General features: G+C 39.0%; 15 protein-coding genes. 8 read left to right on the top strand and 7 right to left on the bottom strand.

Annotation, left to right across the window (positions count from 1 at the left end; all coding sequences use genetic code 11):
- Window positions 1-76: 76 nt before the first annotated feature.
- From bamA to ACYVFA_RS03715, 6 genes are all read right to left on the bottom strand, one after another.
- A complete protein-coding gene (gene bamA / locus ACYVFA_RS03740) occupies window positions 77-2734 on the bottom strand; it encodes a BamA/OMP85 family outer membrane protein (RefSeq protein WP_460470453.1) in 2658 nt (885 codons plus the stop codon).
- 11 nt (window positions 2735-2745) lie between these two features.
- Window positions 2746-3495 carry an isoprenyl transferase gene (locus tag ACYVFA_RS03735; RefSeq protein WP_460470452.1) on the bottom strand — a complete coding sequence of 250 codons (750 nt, stop codon included), beginning with the start codon at window positions 3493-3495 and terminating at the stop codon, window positions 2746-2748.
- A gap of 181 nt (window positions 3496-3676) precedes the next feature.
- The gene (gene porG / locus ACYVFA_RS03730) at window positions 3677-4453 is read right to left on the bottom strand and encodes a type IX secretion system protein PorG (RefSeq protein ID WP_460470451.1); all 777 of its coding nucleotides are present in this window, start codon (window positions 4451-4453) and stop codon (window positions 3677-3679) included.
- 38 nt (window positions 4454-4491) lie between these two features.
- Window positions 4492-5547, bottom strand: coding sequence for a hypothetical protein (locus tag ACYVFA_RS03725; RefSeq protein WP_460470450.1), 1056 nt, complete (start codon window positions 5545-5547; stop codon window positions 4492-4494).
- Window positions 5548-5600: 53 nt separating this feature from the next.
- Window positions 5601-6485: a diacylglycerol kinase catalytic domain-containing protein gene (locus ACYVFA_RS03720; protein ID WP_460470449.1), complete on the bottom strand. Its 885-nt coding sequence runs from the start codon at window positions 6483-6485 to the stop codon at window positions 5601-5603.
- Window positions 6486-6674: 189 nt separating this feature from the next.
- Window positions 6675-8069 carry an MBL fold metallo-hydrolase gene (locus tag ACYVFA_RS03715; protein ID WP_460470448.1) on the bottom strand — a complete coding sequence of 465 codons (1395 nt, stop codon included), beginning with the start codon at window positions 8067-8069 and terminating at the stop codon, window positions 6675-6677.
- Between the two features lie 181 nt (window positions 8070-8250).
- Here ACYVFA_RS03715 and ACYVFA_RS03710 point away from each other — a divergent pair, with 181 nt between their 5' ends.
- The 5 genes from ACYVFA_RS03710 (at window position 8251) to ACYVFA_RS03690 (ending at window position 13636) form a co-directional block, all read left to right on the top strand.
- Complete coding sequence (locus ACYVFA_RS03710; RefSeq protein ID WP_460470447.1) at window positions 8251-9024, top strand: SDR family NAD(P)-dependent oxidoreductase; 774 nt, start codon at window positions 8251-8253, stop codon at window positions 9022-9024.
- 70 nt (window positions 9025-9094) lie between these two features.
- A complete protein-coding gene (nadB, locus tag ACYVFA_RS03705) occupies window positions 9095-10684 on the top strand; it encodes an L-aspartate oxidase (protein WP_460470446.1) in 1590 nt (529 codons plus the stop codon).
- Between the two features lie 71 nt (window positions 10685-10755).
- The gene (locus ACYVFA_RS03700) at window positions 10756-11664 is read left to right on the top strand and encodes a TolB family protein (protein WP_460470445.1); all 909 of its coding nucleotides are present in this window, start codon (window positions 10756-10758) and stop codon (window positions 11662-11664) included.
- Between the two features lie 21 nt (window positions 11665-11685).
- On the top strand, window positions 11686-12810 hold the full coding sequence (locus ACYVFA_RS03695) for a Gfo/Idh/MocA family protein (protein ID WP_460470444.1): 1125 nt from the start codon (window positions 11686-11688) through the stop codon (window positions 12808-12810).
- A 307-nt stretch (window positions 12811-13117) separates the two neighbouring features.
- On the top strand, window positions 13118-13636 hold the full coding sequence (locus ACYVFA_RS03690) for a ligand-binding sensor domain-containing protein (protein ID WP_460470443.1): 519 nt from the start codon (window positions 13118-13120) through the stop codon (window positions 13634-13636).
- On the opposite strand, the gene ACYVFA_RS03685 is transcribed toward ACYVFA_RS03690, so the two are convergent.
- Window positions 13633-15390: an SMP-30/gluconolactonase/LRE family protein gene (locus tag ACYVFA_RS03685; RefSeq protein ID WP_460470442.1), complete on the bottom strand. Its 1758-nt coding sequence runs from the start codon at window positions 15388-15390 to the stop codon at window positions 13633-13635. The genes ACYVFA_RS03690 and ACYVFA_RS03685 overlap by 4 nt on opposite strands.
- A 317-nt stretch (window positions 15391-15707) precedes the next feature.
- Between ACYVFA_RS03685 and ACYVFA_RS03680 the strand changes: the two genes are divergently transcribed.
- The 3 genes from ACYVFA_RS03680 (at window position 15708) to ahcY (ending at window position 19079) form a co-directional block, all read left to right on the top strand.
- A complete protein-coding gene (locus ACYVFA_RS03680; protein ID WP_460470441.1) occupies window positions 15708-16367 on the top strand; it encodes a hypothetical protein in 660 nt (219 codons plus the stop codon).
- Between the two features lie 268 nt (window positions 16368-16635).
- Entirely contained in the window at window positions 16636-17577 is a 942-nt protein-coding gene (locus ACYVFA_RS03675; RefSeq protein ID WP_460470440.1) for a hypothetical protein, read from the top strand.
- A gap of 191 nt (window positions 17578-17768) precedes the next feature.
- Complete coding sequence (gene ahcY / locus ACYVFA_RS03670; protein WP_460470439.1) at window positions 17769-19079, top strand: adenosylhomocysteinase; 1311 nt, start codon at window positions 17769-17771, stop codon at window positions 19077-19079.
- Window positions 19080-19094 lie beyond the last annotated feature (15 nt).

Raw genomic sequence — 19094 nt, 5'->3', positions numbered from 1 at the left:
TCAGGTCCTTAATTGCCTTATTAACGTTGGTAAAGACAAGCTAATATCTTATTAACAGAATTTAACAAAAACAATCTTATCTGATTTGTTGACCGATACTAAAGGTAAATGATTTCAAACCACGGTTGCTGATTCCAGGAATCGGGTCAAAGCCTTGTCCGAAGTCAAGACCTAACAAACCAAAGGCAGGCATGAAAATTCTCGCACCAATACCAGCTGTACGACGTAACTTGAACGGATTAATATCTTTGTAGCTACCCCAGCTATTACCTGCCTCAGCAAACAACTGAAGGAAAATAGTAGCCTGTGGATTTAAGGATACCGGATAGCGAATTTCGGCAGTATACTTGCTATATGCCAAACCACCCAAACGGCTCAAAGTAATTTCACCTTTTCTTAGTCTTTCAGCTTCGTCCATTGATAATTCATGTACTACCCCTTCATCATACCCACGCAATCCGATTAGATCGGCACCTACGTTCATCGCGTTCTGCATACCTAAACCGGCACCACCCAGGATAAATCGACCAAATGGGCTATATTCTGAGCTGGCGCTATATTTACCCAAGAAACCTAAATTGGCTTTGGCGTGTAATACAAATTTACCAACAATTGGCGTATACCAGTCTCCGTCAAACATCCATTTATGTCCTTCAATCCATTTGAACCTATCAGTAGCAGGCCCGCCTCTTAGTATAGAATAAGGAGGGTTAAAAGTAGCCGTTAAGTTAAACTGTGAACCTGAACGGGTAAATTGCGGATTGTCTAAGGCATATCTTGAGAATGAAGCAATGAATGAAAGGTCATTCGCCACCCCTTTCTGGAAACCCGGGATAAAGTAGCTATTATCTACATTATATCTTTGATAAGACAGGGATGCATTAAAGCTAAAGTTTCTATCAGGCCAGTTCAGACGTTTACCATAAGTAACCGATGCTCCCGTATTTTTAAAATACCCATTATAGATACTGCTTGAACCACCATATAAGGCCAAAAGAGTTGGGTTATTGCCATATTGTCTTTCTAAAGCTCTTTGATACGCTCTATTATCAGAAGAAGTATGGAAAATACTTACAGTAAATGAATTAGGTTTTTTACCACCTAGCCAAGGCTCCGTAAATGAAATGGAATAAGTTTGGTAGAATCGACCACTGGCTTGTAAACGTAGAGCCAGTTTCTGTCCATCACCTGCCGGAAGTGGGCGCCATTTATCAAAATTAGCAATATTTTTGGCTGAGAAGTTATTAAACACAACCCCAAAAGTACCTACAAAACCTTGTAAACCTCCCCAACCACCTGAAAGCTCAATATTATCACTTGGTTTCTCTTCTACATTATATTCAATATCAACAGTACCATCTGCTTGTGGAATTGGTTTCGGCTCAATTTTCTGAGGGTCAAAATAGTTCATTCTAGCCAGAATTTGTTGAGATTCAATCAAGTCAGTTTTACTGAATTTCTGTCCCGGACGAGTCAAAAGCTCACGCATCACTACGTGGTCACTGGTTTTGGTATTTCCATTTAATATAATACGATTAATGGTAGCTTGTTTACCTTCATTAATACGCATTTCAATATCAATAGAATCTCCTTCAACAGCTACCTCAACAGGTGTACAACTAAAGAACAGATAGCCATCATCCATATAAGCCGAACTCACGTCTCCTTGCGGAATACCGTTGATTCTTTTATTCAACTCTTCAGGATTATAAACATCTCCTTTTTCGATGGCTAATATTCTTTGCAAAACTTCTGTTTTACGCAGGTAATTACCTGTCCAGGTGATATTGCGGTAATAAAAACGCTGTCCCTCATTAATATTCAGAATAATCTTTAGATTATTGCCACCACTGGTAAAGGTAGAGTCAGAAGTAATCTGGGCATCACGATACCCCTTCTTGTTATAATATTCTACCAGTTTTTCTTTATCCTCTTCAAATTTCTTTGGAATAAATTTGGAAGGGGTAAAGATTCTTAAAGGTGCTTTAATTTTGGTGCTTTTAAGTTTGGTTAAAACTTTCCAGTCTGGTAGCTCTTCTACGCCATTCAATTGAATGTCGTCAATTTTCACTTTCTTTTTCTTATCTACATAAACAATCAATGCCGCGTTATTGGCACGGATGGTATCAACTACCTGTTTGATCTGTACACTTGTATTCAAAAATCCTTTATCAACATATATCTTTTTGATAGTCAGCTGAATGTTTTTAATCAAGGCATCGGTGATTACCTTTCCTTTATTGGCTTTTACCTTATCACTTACTGTTTCAATCTCTCCTTTGCGTAGGCCTTTAAAAGTAAATTTATTTAAACGAGGGCGCTCACGAAGATTCAGTTCCAGTTCAACTTTATCTCCTTCTATTTTGGTAATATTAATGGCTACATCTTCAATAATCCCCTGTTCCATCAGGCGGCGGATAGCTGCACTGATTCTTTCCCCCGGAATCGAGATTTTGTCATTTACGTTCAAGCCCGAAACAGAGATAAGCGTATTAGGGTCAAGAAACTTAATACCGGTTACGGTGATTTTCGAAATGGTATATTCCTGCGGTCTTTCGTAAGATACAGTATTGTCTTTAGCCTGGCTACCCCGGGCACCAACACCGATTCTTAACTGAGCAAATATTCCTGTTGAAGAAAATAAGAGGGCAATAAAAAGGATACCTTTTTTAATTGTAGTAGTGTTTATGCCGAAAAGGGCCTGGTTAAACTGATACTTGTTTGTAAAAATCATTATCATATATATTATACCTGTACAGAAGGTAATTGCTCACTCGTTTTTCCGAAGCGCCTTTCACGCTGTTGGTACTCATAAATAGCCTCGAATAAGTGTTGTCTACGAAACTCAGGCCAATACAAATCGTCCATAAAATATAATTCTGCATAAGCCAGTTGCCAGAGCAGATAATTACTTATCCGGTGGTCGCCACCTGTGCGAATCATCAAATCTACGTCTGGGGCATTTTCTGTCGCTAAAAGTGAAGAAAATACCTCCTCTGTTATATTTTCAATGGCTAATGCTCCTGATTTTACCTGTTGAGCAATTTTTTTGGTTACTTCTACAATCTCCCATTTACCACTATAGCTCAGGGCTAAGGTCAATGTAAGACCAGTATTATTTTTTGTCAGGTCGATAGAATCCTGTAATGTTTTTCGTGCAGACTTGGGTAGTGATTCTAAGTCGCCAATAGCTTTCAGACGAACGTTGTTTTTATTCAGGTCGGGTACTTCTTCTCCAATTGTTTTAATAAGCAACTGCATAATGCCATCTACTTCGAGCTTAGGGCGATTCCAGTTTTCGGTTGAAAACGTATAAAGTGTCAGGTATTTTACACCTAGTTCTACACAACCCTCTACGGTATCTCTTACGGATTTTATACCATGGTGATGACCGAATATGCGCATAGCACCTTGTTTCTTCGCCCAGCGTCCATTACCATCCATTATAACGGCTATGTGTTTGGGTAAATTGCTTAAATTAATGTTTTCTTTCACGTAAAAAACAATTATCAATTGGTGAAATATTAACCAACAATGGTGCTAATTAATAAAAAGGATTGCAAAGTTAGGAAAAAAGAACTTTGTTTGATAAGTTTTTATTGATTTGTAGACTTTTGTTATGATTTTTTAACAAAAAACAGCAGAATCTTTCGCATCTAAGCGTAAAGTAGATTGATTATCTTCTTGGCGGGCAATGTACTTTATAGAATAAATAGCTGATTGAGATATTCGTATAATAGTACATATCTTTCGCTCTGGTGCCGGGCACGCTCCGTTTGCGGTTCAGTAAAACAAAATCTGTAATAATTGGTGGCAATGGGTCATTATCATAAGTACCGTTTTTATAGTACCCCAAACCATCCAGAAAATCGTCGTTAATCCATCTGGTTCCAAATTCCATTCCCCAGTTCCAACGGGGGCTCAGCTCTTTTTTAAAGCCAATTCCTAAAATCCATGAGTTGATACGGGTATTACTACTACCAGAAGTAGTACCATTAAATGTAAACCCATTACCTGTATCTATTAAATTGCTTATGGTATAGTTAGTGCTTCTCATAGTAATACCACCTCCACCAAATACATACGGCGACCAGTTATTTACTATACGAGAAGCACTTGTTCTGAAATTCATGAAATTATACTCTATCTGCCCGCCTGCTTCTATAATACTTGCATTAAAGCTAAAACCCCTCATTCGATGAAATGGATCATTCATGTCATCATCACTTCCATGTATCTTACCAATCAGACCATTCACTTTTAACGAAAGCGAACGGCTCCAGTTCATCCGGGCAAATATGTTGGCTCCTGGGCCAACCACCAAAGGCTTATATTTAGGCAATACATCACCTTTATAATTCATACCACCAACACCTCCGCCAATCTCCCACATCTGGGCTTGCAGTTCAGGTAATGCTCCAATAAGTAAAATCAGAAAAAGGCTTTTTTTCACAAAAAATCAAATAAGCTATGAAATAATTATGGGTTCTATTATTTTATTGGTGGACATTTAATATTGTTGTTACCGATGATATAGCTAATAGTAATCTGTGTTACAAAATAACTATCCCATCTTGAGCTACCTCTTTGCGTATTGGCTGTATACCCTACATATTGTTGCCCCAATGTACTTGGTTTAGGGTTCACGGTTGCTGCATTGTAAGGAGCATTGGTAATAATCTGAGCAAATATTTCTTCTCTGCTTTTACCCGTTCTTGCCGAAATATCTTCACCAGCACGGTTAGACAGCAATGCACCTAGTGGTGAGGTAGAGGCTAAGGTAGTTGGATTAGGATACTTTGTGCTGCCTACGTCGTCCAGGTAATCAAATGGCGTTATTCTTAAACCACCTTCTAAATTCAGATCCAGTTTTTCGGTAAGTTTCAATTTTACACCAAGACCGACTGGAAATACAGGCTGCAAAAGAGAATAGGTTTTAGGTTGATCTGGAATAATCCCCTGACCTGAAGTTTGCAATTCTTTCAAATTCAACCAACCACCTAAAGTCACATTTCCATTGGCATCAATTGTAGCCACTTCTCTTGCTTTAGGGGCATGACCGTAAAAGCCTAATCCAAGCAAGGCGTAAGGCATGAAACCTCTTCTACCCTGTTGACCTTTACCTGTTTGCGGCAAAAGATTGATTATCCCTGTAAGAGAAAATTCTTTAATATCGTTTCTGAAATGCAGATTTCTTAAATAATAGCTATGAAACTTCTCCAGATTTCTTTGAGAATACGTAAAATCGTCTCCCATGATACGAGCCCAGGTAAAACTTACTCTGGCTGCAAATTGAGGAGTAAACTGACGGGTATAGTTAATCGTTGCATTCCATTGCACGTTGGTATATAAACCATAATAGAAAGTACTATAAGGAGACAGATCACCGAAATAGTGAGAAGACCCTCCACCAATGCCAATTGTAGAATACTGATTCATTTTGTTTCTCTTACTGAACTGAGCGAAGTTCTCACCAGCAACCAACAGTATCAGCGAAAAACAAAATATAGTCTTTAATAATGCTCCTTTGAAGTCTAAAAATTTCATAATGGAATAGCAATGTTAGTCTGAGTATTAACGTAAGATTAAAAGTTTTATTATCAATTGCGGGCATCTACACCCCACTTTAGTTTATTCCTTAAAGTATTTAGAAAATTATTACCCTCCATCGTGATCATTCTTGCCTTGAAATTCTCTTTTCTCACAGTGATCGTGGCCTCTTCTTCAGAAGCAATAATTTTGGCTCGGGAATCCATCGAAACCAGATAGTTGTTGCTTCGGCTTTCTACTTTTAAAGAAATGACACTGTCGTCAGAAACAATCATAGGCCTTACAAACAGATTATGCGGGCAAATAGGAGTAATAATAAAATTGGCCGAATGAGGCATTACCAGCGGCCCGCCACAGCTCAATGAATAACCGGTTGATCCGGTAGCTGTGGCAACCATCAATCCATCTGCCCAATACGTATTCAGAAATTCTCCGTTAATATAGGCGTGCACCACAATCATTGAAGAAGTATCTGTTTTTGAAATAGCTACTTCATTCAATGCAAAATTCATGCCCTCTTCAAACAATTCTGTTTCAGAAGAGGCAGAAAGCATGGTCCTTTCATCAATATCGTATTGCTTATTTGCTAATTGCGCGATTGTTGTCTCAATTTGCTCAGATGAAACTGCTGCCAAGAAACCCAGACGTCCGAAATTGAACCCAAGAATTGGAATCTCTCTTTTTCCTACGTGCGAGAGCGTTTCAAGAAATGTACCGTCTCCGCCAAGGCTGAAGGCAAGATCAGCATTAAATATCTCCTGAGAAGTAGTGTAGACATTCTTGCAGTGCAACTGAATGCCCGATTGCAGCAAAACACGTTTGAAAGTTTCTGAAAGCTGAATTTCAACTTTATATTTTTGTAATTCATCAAAAACCTGCTGTACATACTGTACAGACTCCACATTGAATTTTCGGCCGTGAATGGCGATTTTCATTTGGAAAGTTTGTTAGCGCTATTAACCATAGCAAATGAAATGTGAAAGTGTTAATCATGTATAACACCTGAAATTTTATACAAAGCTATGATTAATTTCTCTATTCGGGAAAAATTCATGGCTCAGCATGTACATTTCCCGATAGAATAAGCGGATATATAGTTTTTTCTTTTCTGTATGTATTCTTTTCTATAAATCAAAACCTTCGCCCTGGGCAGGTATCAGGATATTCTTAAACCCAGCCAGTAATAAGCGATTTTTAAATGCCAATTGCGTTGGGAGCTCGCCGTGTACCAGGAACAGAGACTTTACCTTCGAAGCATCCTGACAACCCAGATATGTTATCAGTTCAGAATAATCTGCATGGGCAGAGAATGAATCCATTACTTCTACTTTGGCGTTTAATTTATGTAACTCACCAAATATTTTTACATTTTCAGGTCTGGCTTTTAGAACTGCCCCTAAACTTTCAGGTGAGCAATATCCTACTAATAATATAGTATTATGAGGGTCTTCAACATTATTGGCAATATGATGCTTGATTCGTCCGGCTTCTGCCATGCCCGATGCCGAGATAATAATACAAGGCTCCTTATATGAATTTAAGGCTTTAGACTGATTCACTTCACTGATATAATGCAAATTATCAAAGTCAAAGGCATCACCATCGTGCTTGATATAATCCAGAATTTCAGGGTTGAAACATTCTTCGTTTTCTTTCATAGCCATTGTCGCTTTTACAGCTAATGGGCTATCTACATAAACCTGTATTTTCGGCAATCGGCCTTCGCTTTCTAATTGGTCTAAGGCATACACTAACTCTTGTGTACGGTCTACGGCAAAGGCCGGGATAATCAGTTTACCTCGGCGAACCACGCAGGTATCATGCACAATCTGCAAGAGATGGGCCTTCATATCAATCTCCGGCTCATGCAATCTATCGCCGTAGGTTGACTCGCAAATAATATAGTCAGCCTGCGGAAATGCTTCCGGACTACGTAATATTTTATCATTTGGCCGTCCAACATCACCTGTGAAGAATAATGTTTTAGTACCTTCTGTTTCCTCAAATGTCAGGTAGATGCCTGCACTACCCAAAAGATGCCCTGCATCATAATATTCTGCTTTTACACCTTCTTCCAGATAAAATGGTGTATGATAATCTATGGTTTTAAATAGCGATAGAGCCGCTCTTACATCTTCTTCGCCATAAAGTATTTCCAAAAGGGGTTCTCCTCTCTTATTTCTTCTTTCGTTCACTCTCTCCAGATCTTTTTCCTGAATATAGGCAGAGTCAAACAACATAATGTCACATAAATCTTTGGTGGCGTGAGTGGCATATATTTGCCCTTTGAAACCTTTTCTTACCAACCTTGGCACCAGGCCTGTATGGTCTATATGTGCATGGCTCAGTATCAGAATATCTATCTCTTTAGGGTCAAAGCCAAATTGCAGATTTAGCTCCGAGGTATTGATACCTTGAAACAGTCCACAATCCAATAAAATCTTTGTTCCTTTTTGGGTGGTAATCAGGTGTTTGCTTCCGGTAACCCGTTGCGCCGCTCCGTAGAATTGAATTTTCATAAGTCCTTTTCAAATAATATTTTATGAGAAATAAAATCTTTTAGGCAATATATAAAAGGTTGATACGAGTATCATTTTAACAAATGTATTTAGAAATATTTTTACTTACCGAATTGACTGCTAATTTTGACGAAAATTTAAAGTATTAGTCAGCAAATTTAATCCATTAATTTTCCGTAAAATGTTTCGTCTTGATAATAAAGTAGCCATCGTAACCGGAGGTGCAAGCGGCATAGGCCTTTCGATTTCCAGACTTTTTGCTAAACAAGGAGCAGCAGTACATATATTTGAATTAAATATCGACCAGGCAGAGCGCGAGGCCGACCTGATTAATGCCAATGGTGGTGAAGCCTACTTTCATAAAGTAGATGTTTCGAAACAGAAAGAGGTAAAAAAAGCGATTGATAAAATAGCGAAAGAAAATACCATTGATATTATCGTAAATAATGCGGGCATCGCTCACATTGGCACAGTTGAAAGCACAACAGAAGAAGATTTTGATAAGGTATTCAATGTCAATGTAAAAGGGACTTATAATTGCTTACAAGCCGTTATCCCACATTTCAGAGCTAAAGGCGGTGGCGTAATTCTGAATATCGCTTCTATTGCGGCAACTGTGGGTATTCCTGATAGATTTGCTTATTCGATGAGCAAAGGCGCTATTTATACCATGACTTTGCAGATAGCTAAAGACTATCTGAAACATAATATCCGTTGTAATAGTATTTCTCCTGCTCGTGTGCATACGCCGTTTGTGGATGGATTCCTGAAAAAGACTTATCCGGGTAAAGAGAAAGAAATGTTTGACAAACTTTCTAAAACGCAACCGATTGGCCGTATGGCAAAACCTGAAGAAATCGGCTCATTGGCAGTTTATCTCTGTTCTGATGAAGCAGGTTTTATTACGGGTTGTGATTACCTGATTGACGGAGGCTTTGTGAAGCTCAATAATTAATAGTTTTATTTGAATAATTTAAAGACCGCTTTCAATACATTTGATTGAAAAGTATTCAAATTTTATCTCGATGCAGAAAGTAGATTTTTTAGTGATAGGTTCCGGTATTGCGGGCTTGAGTTTTGCACTCAAAGCGGCAGCCAAAGGAAAGGTATTGATTCTGACGAAAGTAAACGCCGACGAAACCAATACCAAATACGCCCAAGGTGGAATTGCTGCTGTTTTTGACCCTGAAACCGATTCTTTTGAAAAACATATCAGCGATACATTAATTGCCGGCGACGGACTTTGCGACCGCAAAATTGTAGAGATAGTGGTAACCGAAGGCCCCGACCGTATTCAGGAATTAATTGATTATGGAACGAACTTCGATAAACACGGCTCGGAATATGATCTGACTCGTGAGGGTGGACACTCAGAAAAGAGAATCCTACATTATAAAGATATTACGGGCAAAGAGATTGAGCGCGCTTTACTTGAACAGGTAAGCAAAAACCCGAATATTGAGATTCTGACGCATTATTATGCCGTTGAAATCATTACCCAACACCATTTAGGTATTGAAGTTACCCGTGAGACAAATGATATTACCTGTTTTGGGGTATATGCCTTAAATGTACATACGCATCAGGTAGAAACGATTCTCTCGAAAGTTACTTTGATGGCTACGGGTGGCGCAGGAAACATTTATTCTGCCACAACTAACCCTGTAATTGCTACCGGAGACGGCATTGCCATGATTTACAGAGCTAAAGGTAGAGTACGGGACATGGAAATGATACAGTTTCACCCAACCTCACTTTATAATCCGGGTGAGTACCCAAGTTTCCTGATTACTGAGGCTGTACGTGGTGAAGGTGGGGTTTTGAAAAACAAAAAAGGCGAGGAATTTATGCAAAGCTACGACCCTCGTGGCTCGTTGGCTCCTCGTGATATAGTGGCCCGTTCGATCGATGCCGAAATGAAGAAATCTGGAGAAGACCATGTATATCTGGATATTTCATTCAAACCTAAAGAATTGATATTGCAGCACTTTCCGAATATCTATGAAAAGTGCTTGAGCATAGGGTTGGATATTACCAAAGATATGATTCCGGTTGTTCCGGCAGCGCATTATCTATGTGGAGGTATTTTAGTAGATGAATATGGGCATTCAACTATTCATCGCTTGTTTGCCTGTGGTGAGTGTTCTTCTACAGGCTTACATGGGGCGAATCGTCTGGCTTCCAATTCATTATTAGAAGCAGCTGTTTTTGGACATCGGATTGCACACCAGGCGATTGAAGATGTAGATAAAATCAGATTTCAGGAAAACGTACCTGATTGGGATGAATTTGGAACTGAGCAATCGAACGAAGAAATCCTGGTTACACACAACCTGCGTGAGGTACAACGCATGATGTCTGACTACGTAGGTATTGTTCGCTCTGATTTCCGTTTAGAACGTGCCTTACGCCGTCTGAAACTGGTTAAAGACGAAACAGAAGAATTCTATAAAAAAACCAAGCTTTCGGTAAAGCTTTGCGAATTGCGCAATCTGGTACAATGCGCCGAATTAGTGATTCGCTGCGCTATGAAACGCAAAGAAAGTCGCGGTCTACATTACACGACTGACTATCCCTATAAATTAGGTGGTAAGCCCGAGAATTCCGTTTTATAATTATAGCAAATTGCATAAAAATTGAATACATTTGGTTTCTATTCAACTATAAGCCTAATGTATTCAATTCTATGAAAATCTTACTCTTTATCTTCCCCATAGCTGTGTTTGCCCAGACACCCCAGAACGTGGAAAGCACGCTGGAAACCATAAACGTTAAATCTGGCAAACGAACAGTTATCCTCAAAGAAAAGCGCCATTTTGAAGCACCCAATTGGTCGAGAGACGGTAAATACTTTATCATCAATGCCAAAGGATTATTAGAAAAAATCTCTACCACCGGTGAAAAACTAGGCAATATCAATACTGATTTCGCCAATAAATGCAATAACGACCACGGCATCAGCTTTGATGGCAAAATGATAGTCATCAGTCATAACGATGACCGGATGAAAGGTACACAAGGAGGTACTTCCCGAATCTTTACTTTACCTATTGAGGGAGGTACGCCGAAACTCATTACAGAAAAATCTCCTTCCTACTGGCATGGTATTTCGCCTGATGGACAAACCTTAGTATATTGCGCTTCAAGAAACGGAGAATTTGATATATATAGCATTCCTGTAAATGGTGGTGAAGAAAAAAGATTAACAGATGCCCAAAGTCTGGATGATGGCCCAGAATATTCACCGGATGGTAAATACATCTATTTCAATTCTCATCGCAGCGGGAAAATGCATATTTACCGCATGAAACCTGATGGAAGTGAGCAGGAACAATTGACCAACGATGAGTATAGCAATTGGTTTGCACACCCTTCACCCGATGGTAAGCAAATTGTTTTTATTACGTATATAGAAGATCAGAAAGCCTCTCATCCTTTTGGTAAAGACGTCAAACTCCGCCTGATGGATTTGAAAACCAAAAAGATAAAAGACTTGACCGAAGTATTCTTTGGTGGACAAGGCACTATCAATGTACCGAGTTGGTCGCCGGATAGTAAGCAACTGGCTTTTGTAACTTACCATGTCGATAAATAAACTATTTAAAACCCTATACTAATGGCAGAAGATCAATCTCGTCGTTCGTTTTTACAAAACTTGGGTGTCGGGCTCGGCACCACAGCAGCAGCATTTGCTGTGCCTTCTCTCGTGAGCGTTCCCGAACCAAAACCTAAATTTGAAGGCAAGAAATTAGGTATTGCCTTAGTGGGTTTAGGGAGTTATGCCAAAAATCAGCTAGCTGTTGGTCTGGAGCAAACACCCAATTGCTATCTGGCAGGTATCGTAACAGGTACGCCATCCAAAGCAGAAGAATGGATGAAAAAGTATAATATCCCCCAAAAGAATGTCTATAACTATCAGACCTTCGACCAGATAGCGGATAATAAAGATATTGATGTAGTATATGTCGTGCTTCCTAACTCCATGCACCACGAATACGTAATTCGGGCGGCTAAAGCAGGCAAGCACGTGATGTGTGAAAAACCAATGGCCAATTCGGTAAAGGAATGTGAAGAGATGATAAAAGCCTGCAAAGATGCCGGAGTACAGCTAGGCATAGGTTATCGGATGCACTTTGAGCCTTTTACGAAGGAAATCATCCGGATGAGCCGTGAGAAAGTTTTTGGAGAGGTTAAATTTATTAATACAAACTTTGGCTTTACCATCGGTGACCCGACCCAATGGCGCTTGAAAAAAGCAATGGCAGGCGGTGGCCCGTTAATGGATGTAGGCGTTTATTGTATCCAAGGGGCGCGTTATGTGACGGGTAAAGAGCCATTAGCTGTAACAGCCCAGTTCGGCCCGATAACTGACCCAACGCGTTTTAAAGATGTTGAAGAATCGCTTTCATGGCAATTCGATTTTCCTGATGCGGTTACTGTCAATGGATTTACTTCTTATAAAACCAATATTGAGCAATTATTGATAACCTATGAGAAAGGCTTTATACAATTGAGCCCTGCTTATAGCTACGGACCAATTAAGGGTCGTACAAGTAAAGGAGAATTGAATATGCCTATTGTACATCATCAAGCCAATATGTTAGAAGCCATTGCCCGGGAGTTTCAGGAAACTAAAATGTTCCCGAGCCATATTTCAGGAGAAGAAGGACTAAGAGACATGAAGTATCTGACTGCTATCTATGAAGCAGCGCAAACTGGTAAGAGGATTACATTGGCATAAATTGTAAAATTTGTGGCGCGAACGTCTCGTTCGCAGTGAATATTGAGAAACAGAAGCTTTTTTGAGGTGAATAAAGCAACAAAATAAGTATTACTTTGTAGTTATTTTCCTACTTAATCTGCAACAAGTTTTTCTGATATCCACCGCGAACGAGACATTCGCGCCACAAATTATTTGCTGTGTTTTCTGAAACACAGCTTTTTTATTTCCTCTAACCACCAAAAATAAAATAATTCTGCCCATTTATTAAAGCAACTTGCAAGTAGCTCCCTGATTTATCATCTTTGATAAATCAAAAACCAGCTATTTGACAAAACTTTTCTCTCTATTTTTATTCTTTTATTCATTCACACTTATCGCACAACCCGATAAAGTAGAGAGCGTTTTTCCTTACCAAAATCTTCGTTTCGATAATCTTACGCTAAAAGATGGCCTTTCGTCTAAAGACATTACGTTTGTACATCAGGATCATCGAGGGCTTATCTGGATTGGTACCAAAGATGGTCTGAATCGCTATGATGGGATTAATATAAAAATCTACCGGAGATCAGAGAAAGGGAATTCTTTACCCGATAACCGCCTGAACTCAATAGTAGAAGATACAGACGGCACATTGTGGATTGGCACACAGGGCGGAATCAGCCATTTTAATCCTTTTTCTGAAGTATTTGAAAACTTTGTACACGACCCGAAAAACCCCAAAAGCTTATCAGACAACTGGGATTGTAACATCTTCAAAGATTCAAAGAACAGACTATGGGTGATGAATAATGACGGACTTCATTTATTTGACCGGAACACTAAAGGCGTGACACGCGGACCTTAGAGTTTTGGCGCAGCCGGTTTATTAGGTGTATCAAAAGTATTGGCTCCTTTTACCTTTACCTTCCGGCGATATACTTTATCTACACAAGTAATATACATTATATCAAAATTTGGTCCTCCAAAACATAGGTTTGATACTTGCCCTTTGGTTTTAGGCACTGGTAGAATAGCATTTACCCGTCCGGTTTGGTCAAGTACCTGAATACCTGAGAGCGTAGTAACATATACTCTTCCGTCTCTATCGCATTTTAATCCATCCGACCACGCATTTTCATCCGTATCGCGTACATGTAGCCAGCCATATTTTTGTTTATGCGAAAGTCTGCCATCAGGTTGAATCTGATACACCCAAACCCAATGAGAGGCTGATTCGGTTACATATAATTGTGTCTGATCAGGCGAGAGTGTTAAACCATTGGCAAATTTCAATCCTTCATCAACTTCTACCTTTTCTCCATTGGGTCTTATCAGATATAATTTACTTGGATTACTTACACCGTTCGGGGCAGTGATATAGACATTACCGTTTTTAGCCACTGCAATATCATTGCCTGTCTGGTTATCGGCCACTATCGTTTCTTTTCCTGTGGCATCATAGCTGATTATTTGTTTCGTTCCACCTGCCACTACATAGCGCTTGCCATCTGGACTAAACGCAGTACCGCTTGATTTCTTAGCATCAATGTCTAAAGTTGTTAACTTACCATCTAAACCCACTTTATAAGTTTTTGAATTAGGAATATCCTGATAAAATACCTCTCCTGCTGCATTGGCTGCTGTACCTTCTGTAAAAGTATAGCCCTCACCTACCAACTCCCAGCCTTCATTATCAATCAGAATATCGCTCAAAAAAGGGTTCTTTGTTTTTCCTGCTGCGATAGGTTTCGGATAATCTTTCCAAAGCCAGCGCATAGCATCCGGAAAAATCGCTGTTCCATGTTTACCATTATGTCCTCCTTCACCCCAGACATGATTCACTTCATAGCCTGCGAAAATCAAGGCCCTTTCCATTAATTCATTAGACTTCCACCAATCGCCTGCATAAATATTCAAATCATTTGTACCATCTTGCAAATAAACACGTAGAGGCTTTGGCTCATATTTACGGATAAGCGTAGGATATTCATTAGCACCTCTTAAACCTACATAGGTACCAATAGCACTAAATACTCTCGAAAAGGCATCTGGACGCTCCCATGCAGCAGTAAAAGCACAAACTGCTCCACTGCTCGAGCCACCAATGGCTCTATCATTACCGTTTTTGGATAAACGAATGGCACGACCATCGCTCGTTTTCTTCTTTTCTACTTCGGGCAGAATTTCATCCAGTATAAATCTTGCATAATTATCTCCCAAACCATCATATTCATAACTTCGATTAAAACGATCGAGAGCCGTTTCTCCATTGGCTGCTTTTACTCTTCCATGCATCACAAAAACGCCAATGGTTACAGGCATTTCTTTTTTATGAATCAGATTATCAAATACCGTCGGGGCTTTCCACTGAATCCCATCCTGATTGACATATACACAGGCAGGTTTATCAGGCGTATACTGTGCCGGAATATATACCCAGTATTCCCGCCAGGTACCCGGAAAAATCTTGGAGTCAGCAAATTCAAATTTTAATACTTCTCCTTTAGGTACGCCCGCTTGTTCAACAGAGGCAGGGTCTTCCGTATATTTTTCTTCGGGAGTTTGAGCAAAAGCAGTCACTTGCCAACAGGCAAGCAGGGTGAAGAGTAATTTTTTCATAGTTAAGGTTTAGAATAGTTGAAATAGAATAATCAAATATAGCAAAAATCAAAAGACAAATCCTTGCTATTCAATCAGATAGTCTAATTTTTAATTCGGTATCAATCCAATTATTGATTCAATTATACACTTGGTTAAACCAAATAGAGCGTCTATTAAATTCTAGACGACCGAACATAAATACTTTCGACCTTTCAGTAAATTTTATCGACCAATAATCATTAAAAACTCATTGGCACAATCAAGAATGGCGTTATTAGCATAATCTTTCGGGAATTTTTTCCCATCATTATCTAATAAATTTAATCAGTAAAGACATGAAAACCTCTTATGCATTTATTATTCTCCTTTTTGTAACAGCAAGTAGTTTTGCCCAGGTGTCCAACGATAATACCATGAGTGTCATGATTAATGGCACTGAATATAAAACACAGCCTCGCCAGATTAAAATCGGCAATTACGGCTATTTTACTGGTAACTCTAACAAACCAGATAAAATGGTTAGAATCTGGTTAGGTGATTTCTATGGTCGTTCGGCAGTAGAATCAGGCACTTATCTGATTGTGAATGCAGATCACCCTGATACGAAAGAAAATATAAAAAAGGCACAGGATTTAGGTAAATATAAAGGTATTGCGGCTATAAGATATGTAGAAGAAATCAAAGAACCCCGCATGGAATACCACATGGGTGAATCACAGAATAATGATGAAACACTGGAAGTGAAAAATAATGGAGATGGTTTCATAGATATTACTTTTAGTAGCAAACTGACAGGCACTTACTGGAAAGAGAAAACATCTGCAACTGTATTAGGCGGCTTAGGTCGTTTGAAAGACAAAATGGAAAGCAAAGTCATTACCCAAGCTACTGGTTTCGACTCAAACATTGACCCAGAAGGAAACGGCTACAAGAAACAAGACAAAAAAGACGAGATTGTCTTGACAGACGGGAAGATGCGTTTGAAGAACAACTAATCAAATTTCAATAAAAGATATTTAAGGCTTGGGGGAAATGTATCGCTTTTCTTCTCTTTTATTGCTATGGCTAAAAAGTTCTGAAGTGTATTATATTGTATCAACTAACAGATATGATGGGGGTTATTCTTACTTGCATATTAATAGTTATGTGTATCTAAACAAAAGAACAAAACCCACCTGATAGTAGATGTAATGGAGCCAATCAGCCCAATACTGATGCCGTGAAGGCATTGGCAAAGGCTTTAAAATTATTAAATAAAGAAACATGAAAAAAATAACCTTATTATCTGCCTTGTTGATTGGAGTACTTTCACTCCATTTTACTTTTGACGATTTGAGTCGCTACGGAACGAATCAGGAAGAATTTAAAAGTCAGTTAACAACCCTAGCTACCTTAAAGGAGTTTCCGGGCTTTAAGTTTTACTATTCGCCCGCTATAAAAAAGGCTTGTATGAGTATTCCAGCTGCTGAACAGGCCAGTGCCGCCAAAGCATTGGGCAAAATGGTAAAATCATTGATTATGAGTACCGGTTTCAAAGCGGATTATGAGAAAAATCTGGTGCAAAACCTGCAAACTGTTGATAGAAACTCGCCGGAAATGAAAGAGCGGTATGAGTCTGAATATAATAGCCAAATGCAGTCAATCGAATCCATGTTGAAGATTCCGAATTTTACTGATCAGCTTTTTGATATGCAACAAAATATGTCAGAAACCAGTAAAAAAACATTAGCTGACTTGAACGCTAAAGATTTAAGTAGTGCATCGGCAGAAGATGTAAAGCAGGTAAAGAGTATGCAAACCTTATTTAAAAGAAGTGCTGATAATGCAGATGCTATTCTGAAATTAAAACCTATGGTAAAATCAAATCCTGCTGAATTTAGTAAGCAATACGCCAAAATCATGGCTGAGCAATCAGTACAGTCAGAATTGGATAGTAAAAGAGAAGACAATGCACGAATAATGGCAGAAGCCGCGGAAAAGAAAGATTACAAATCCAATATTAAATCTCAATTACAACAATTTCTGGATGAATCGGCAGAGGTAGACTTCGGAGCCAAAGTAGTGAAACAATCAAGCGGTAGAGAAGATTTCGAAAGTGACGCCTACAAAGAAAAATCAAGAATCTGGAAACAATGCTATAGAATCGGCAAACCTGCTACCATGGCTTTTAGAGAAATAGCCCAGGAATGGATAAAAGAACTATAAATCATCTATCATTTTTTGACATCATACCTTTACACCTGTTTTATCCACGTGGAACAGGGGTTATTTTTTACCCCTAAATAAAATTATCCAAATAAAATTTATATTCACAATAATTTATCCTAATTTTGTCAGTAATTTAGAAAAACCAACTAAATTAACAATTTAATAAGGATAAATTAACTTAAAAGATAATGTCAACAAAAAATTACATTCCTTACAAAGTAAAAGACATAGCCCTTGCCGATTGGGGTCGTAAAGAAATCAAATTAGCTGAAGCAGAGATGCCGGGCTTGATGTCTATTCGTAAAGAGTACGGTCCGTCGAAACCATTAGCAGGTGCACGTGTAGCAGGTTGTTTACACATGACTATCCAGACTGCGGTTTTGATTGAAACATTGGTAGAATTAGGTGCTGAAGTTACTTGGTCGTCATGTAATATCTTCTCAACACAAGATCACGCTGCTGCTGCTATTGCTGCTGCGGGTATCCAGGTGTATGCATGGAAAGGACAAACTGCAGAAGAGTTTGACTGGTGTATTGAGCAAACTTTGTTTTTTGGTGAAGGACAACAACCATTAAACATGATTCTTGACGATGGTGGTGATTTAACAAATATGGTTTTTGACAAATATCCTGAGTTAATTGGCGATATCAAAGGTTTATCAGAAGAAACAACTACTGGTGTTCACCGTCTATACGAGCGTCAAAGAAACGGCACTTTACACCTACCGGCTATCAATGTTAACGACTCTGTAACAAAATCTAAATTTGATAACAAATACGGTTGTCGTGAGTCATTAGTTGATGCGATTCGTCGTGCAACTGACTTGATGTTGGCTGGTAAAGTAGCAGTTGTAGCAGGTTATGGTGATGTAGGTAAAGGTTCGGCAGATTCACTTCGTGGAGCAGGTTGTAGAGTATTAGTAACTGAAATCGACCCAATCTGTGCGCTTCAGGCAGCTATGGATGGTTACGAAGTAGTTACGATGGACGAAGCAGCTACACGTGCAAATATCTTCGTAACAGCTACCGGAAACATCGATATTATCCGCGACCGTCACTTCAAAGCTATGCGTGATAAAGCCGTGGTTTGTAATATCGGTCACTTCGATAACGAAATCGATATGGCTTGGTTGAACAACAACTACGGAAGCACTAAAACGACTATCAAACCACAGGTTGATATGTACGAAATCGATGGCAAAGAAATCATTATCTTGGCAGAAGGTCGTTTAGTAAACTTAGGTTGTGCAATGGGTCACCCATCTTTCGTAATGTCATGTTCGTTCTCAAACCAGACATTGGCACAAATCGAATTATGGACTAACAGTGATAAATATGAGAAGAAAGTATACGTATTGCCTAAGCAATTAGACGAGAAAGTAGCTGCCTTCCACTTAGCTCACGTAGGTGCTAAATTAGATACTTTAAATGTTGACCAAGCTGCTTACATCGGTGTAGCAGTTGAAGGACCATATAAAGCAGAAATGTATCGTTATTAATATCTTAGATATATT

The sequence above is a fragment of the Emticicia fontis genome, assembly GCF_054779675.1.
Note: the sequence above shows the minus strand (reverse complement) of the source record. Positions and strands in the feature narration are given on the sequence as shown.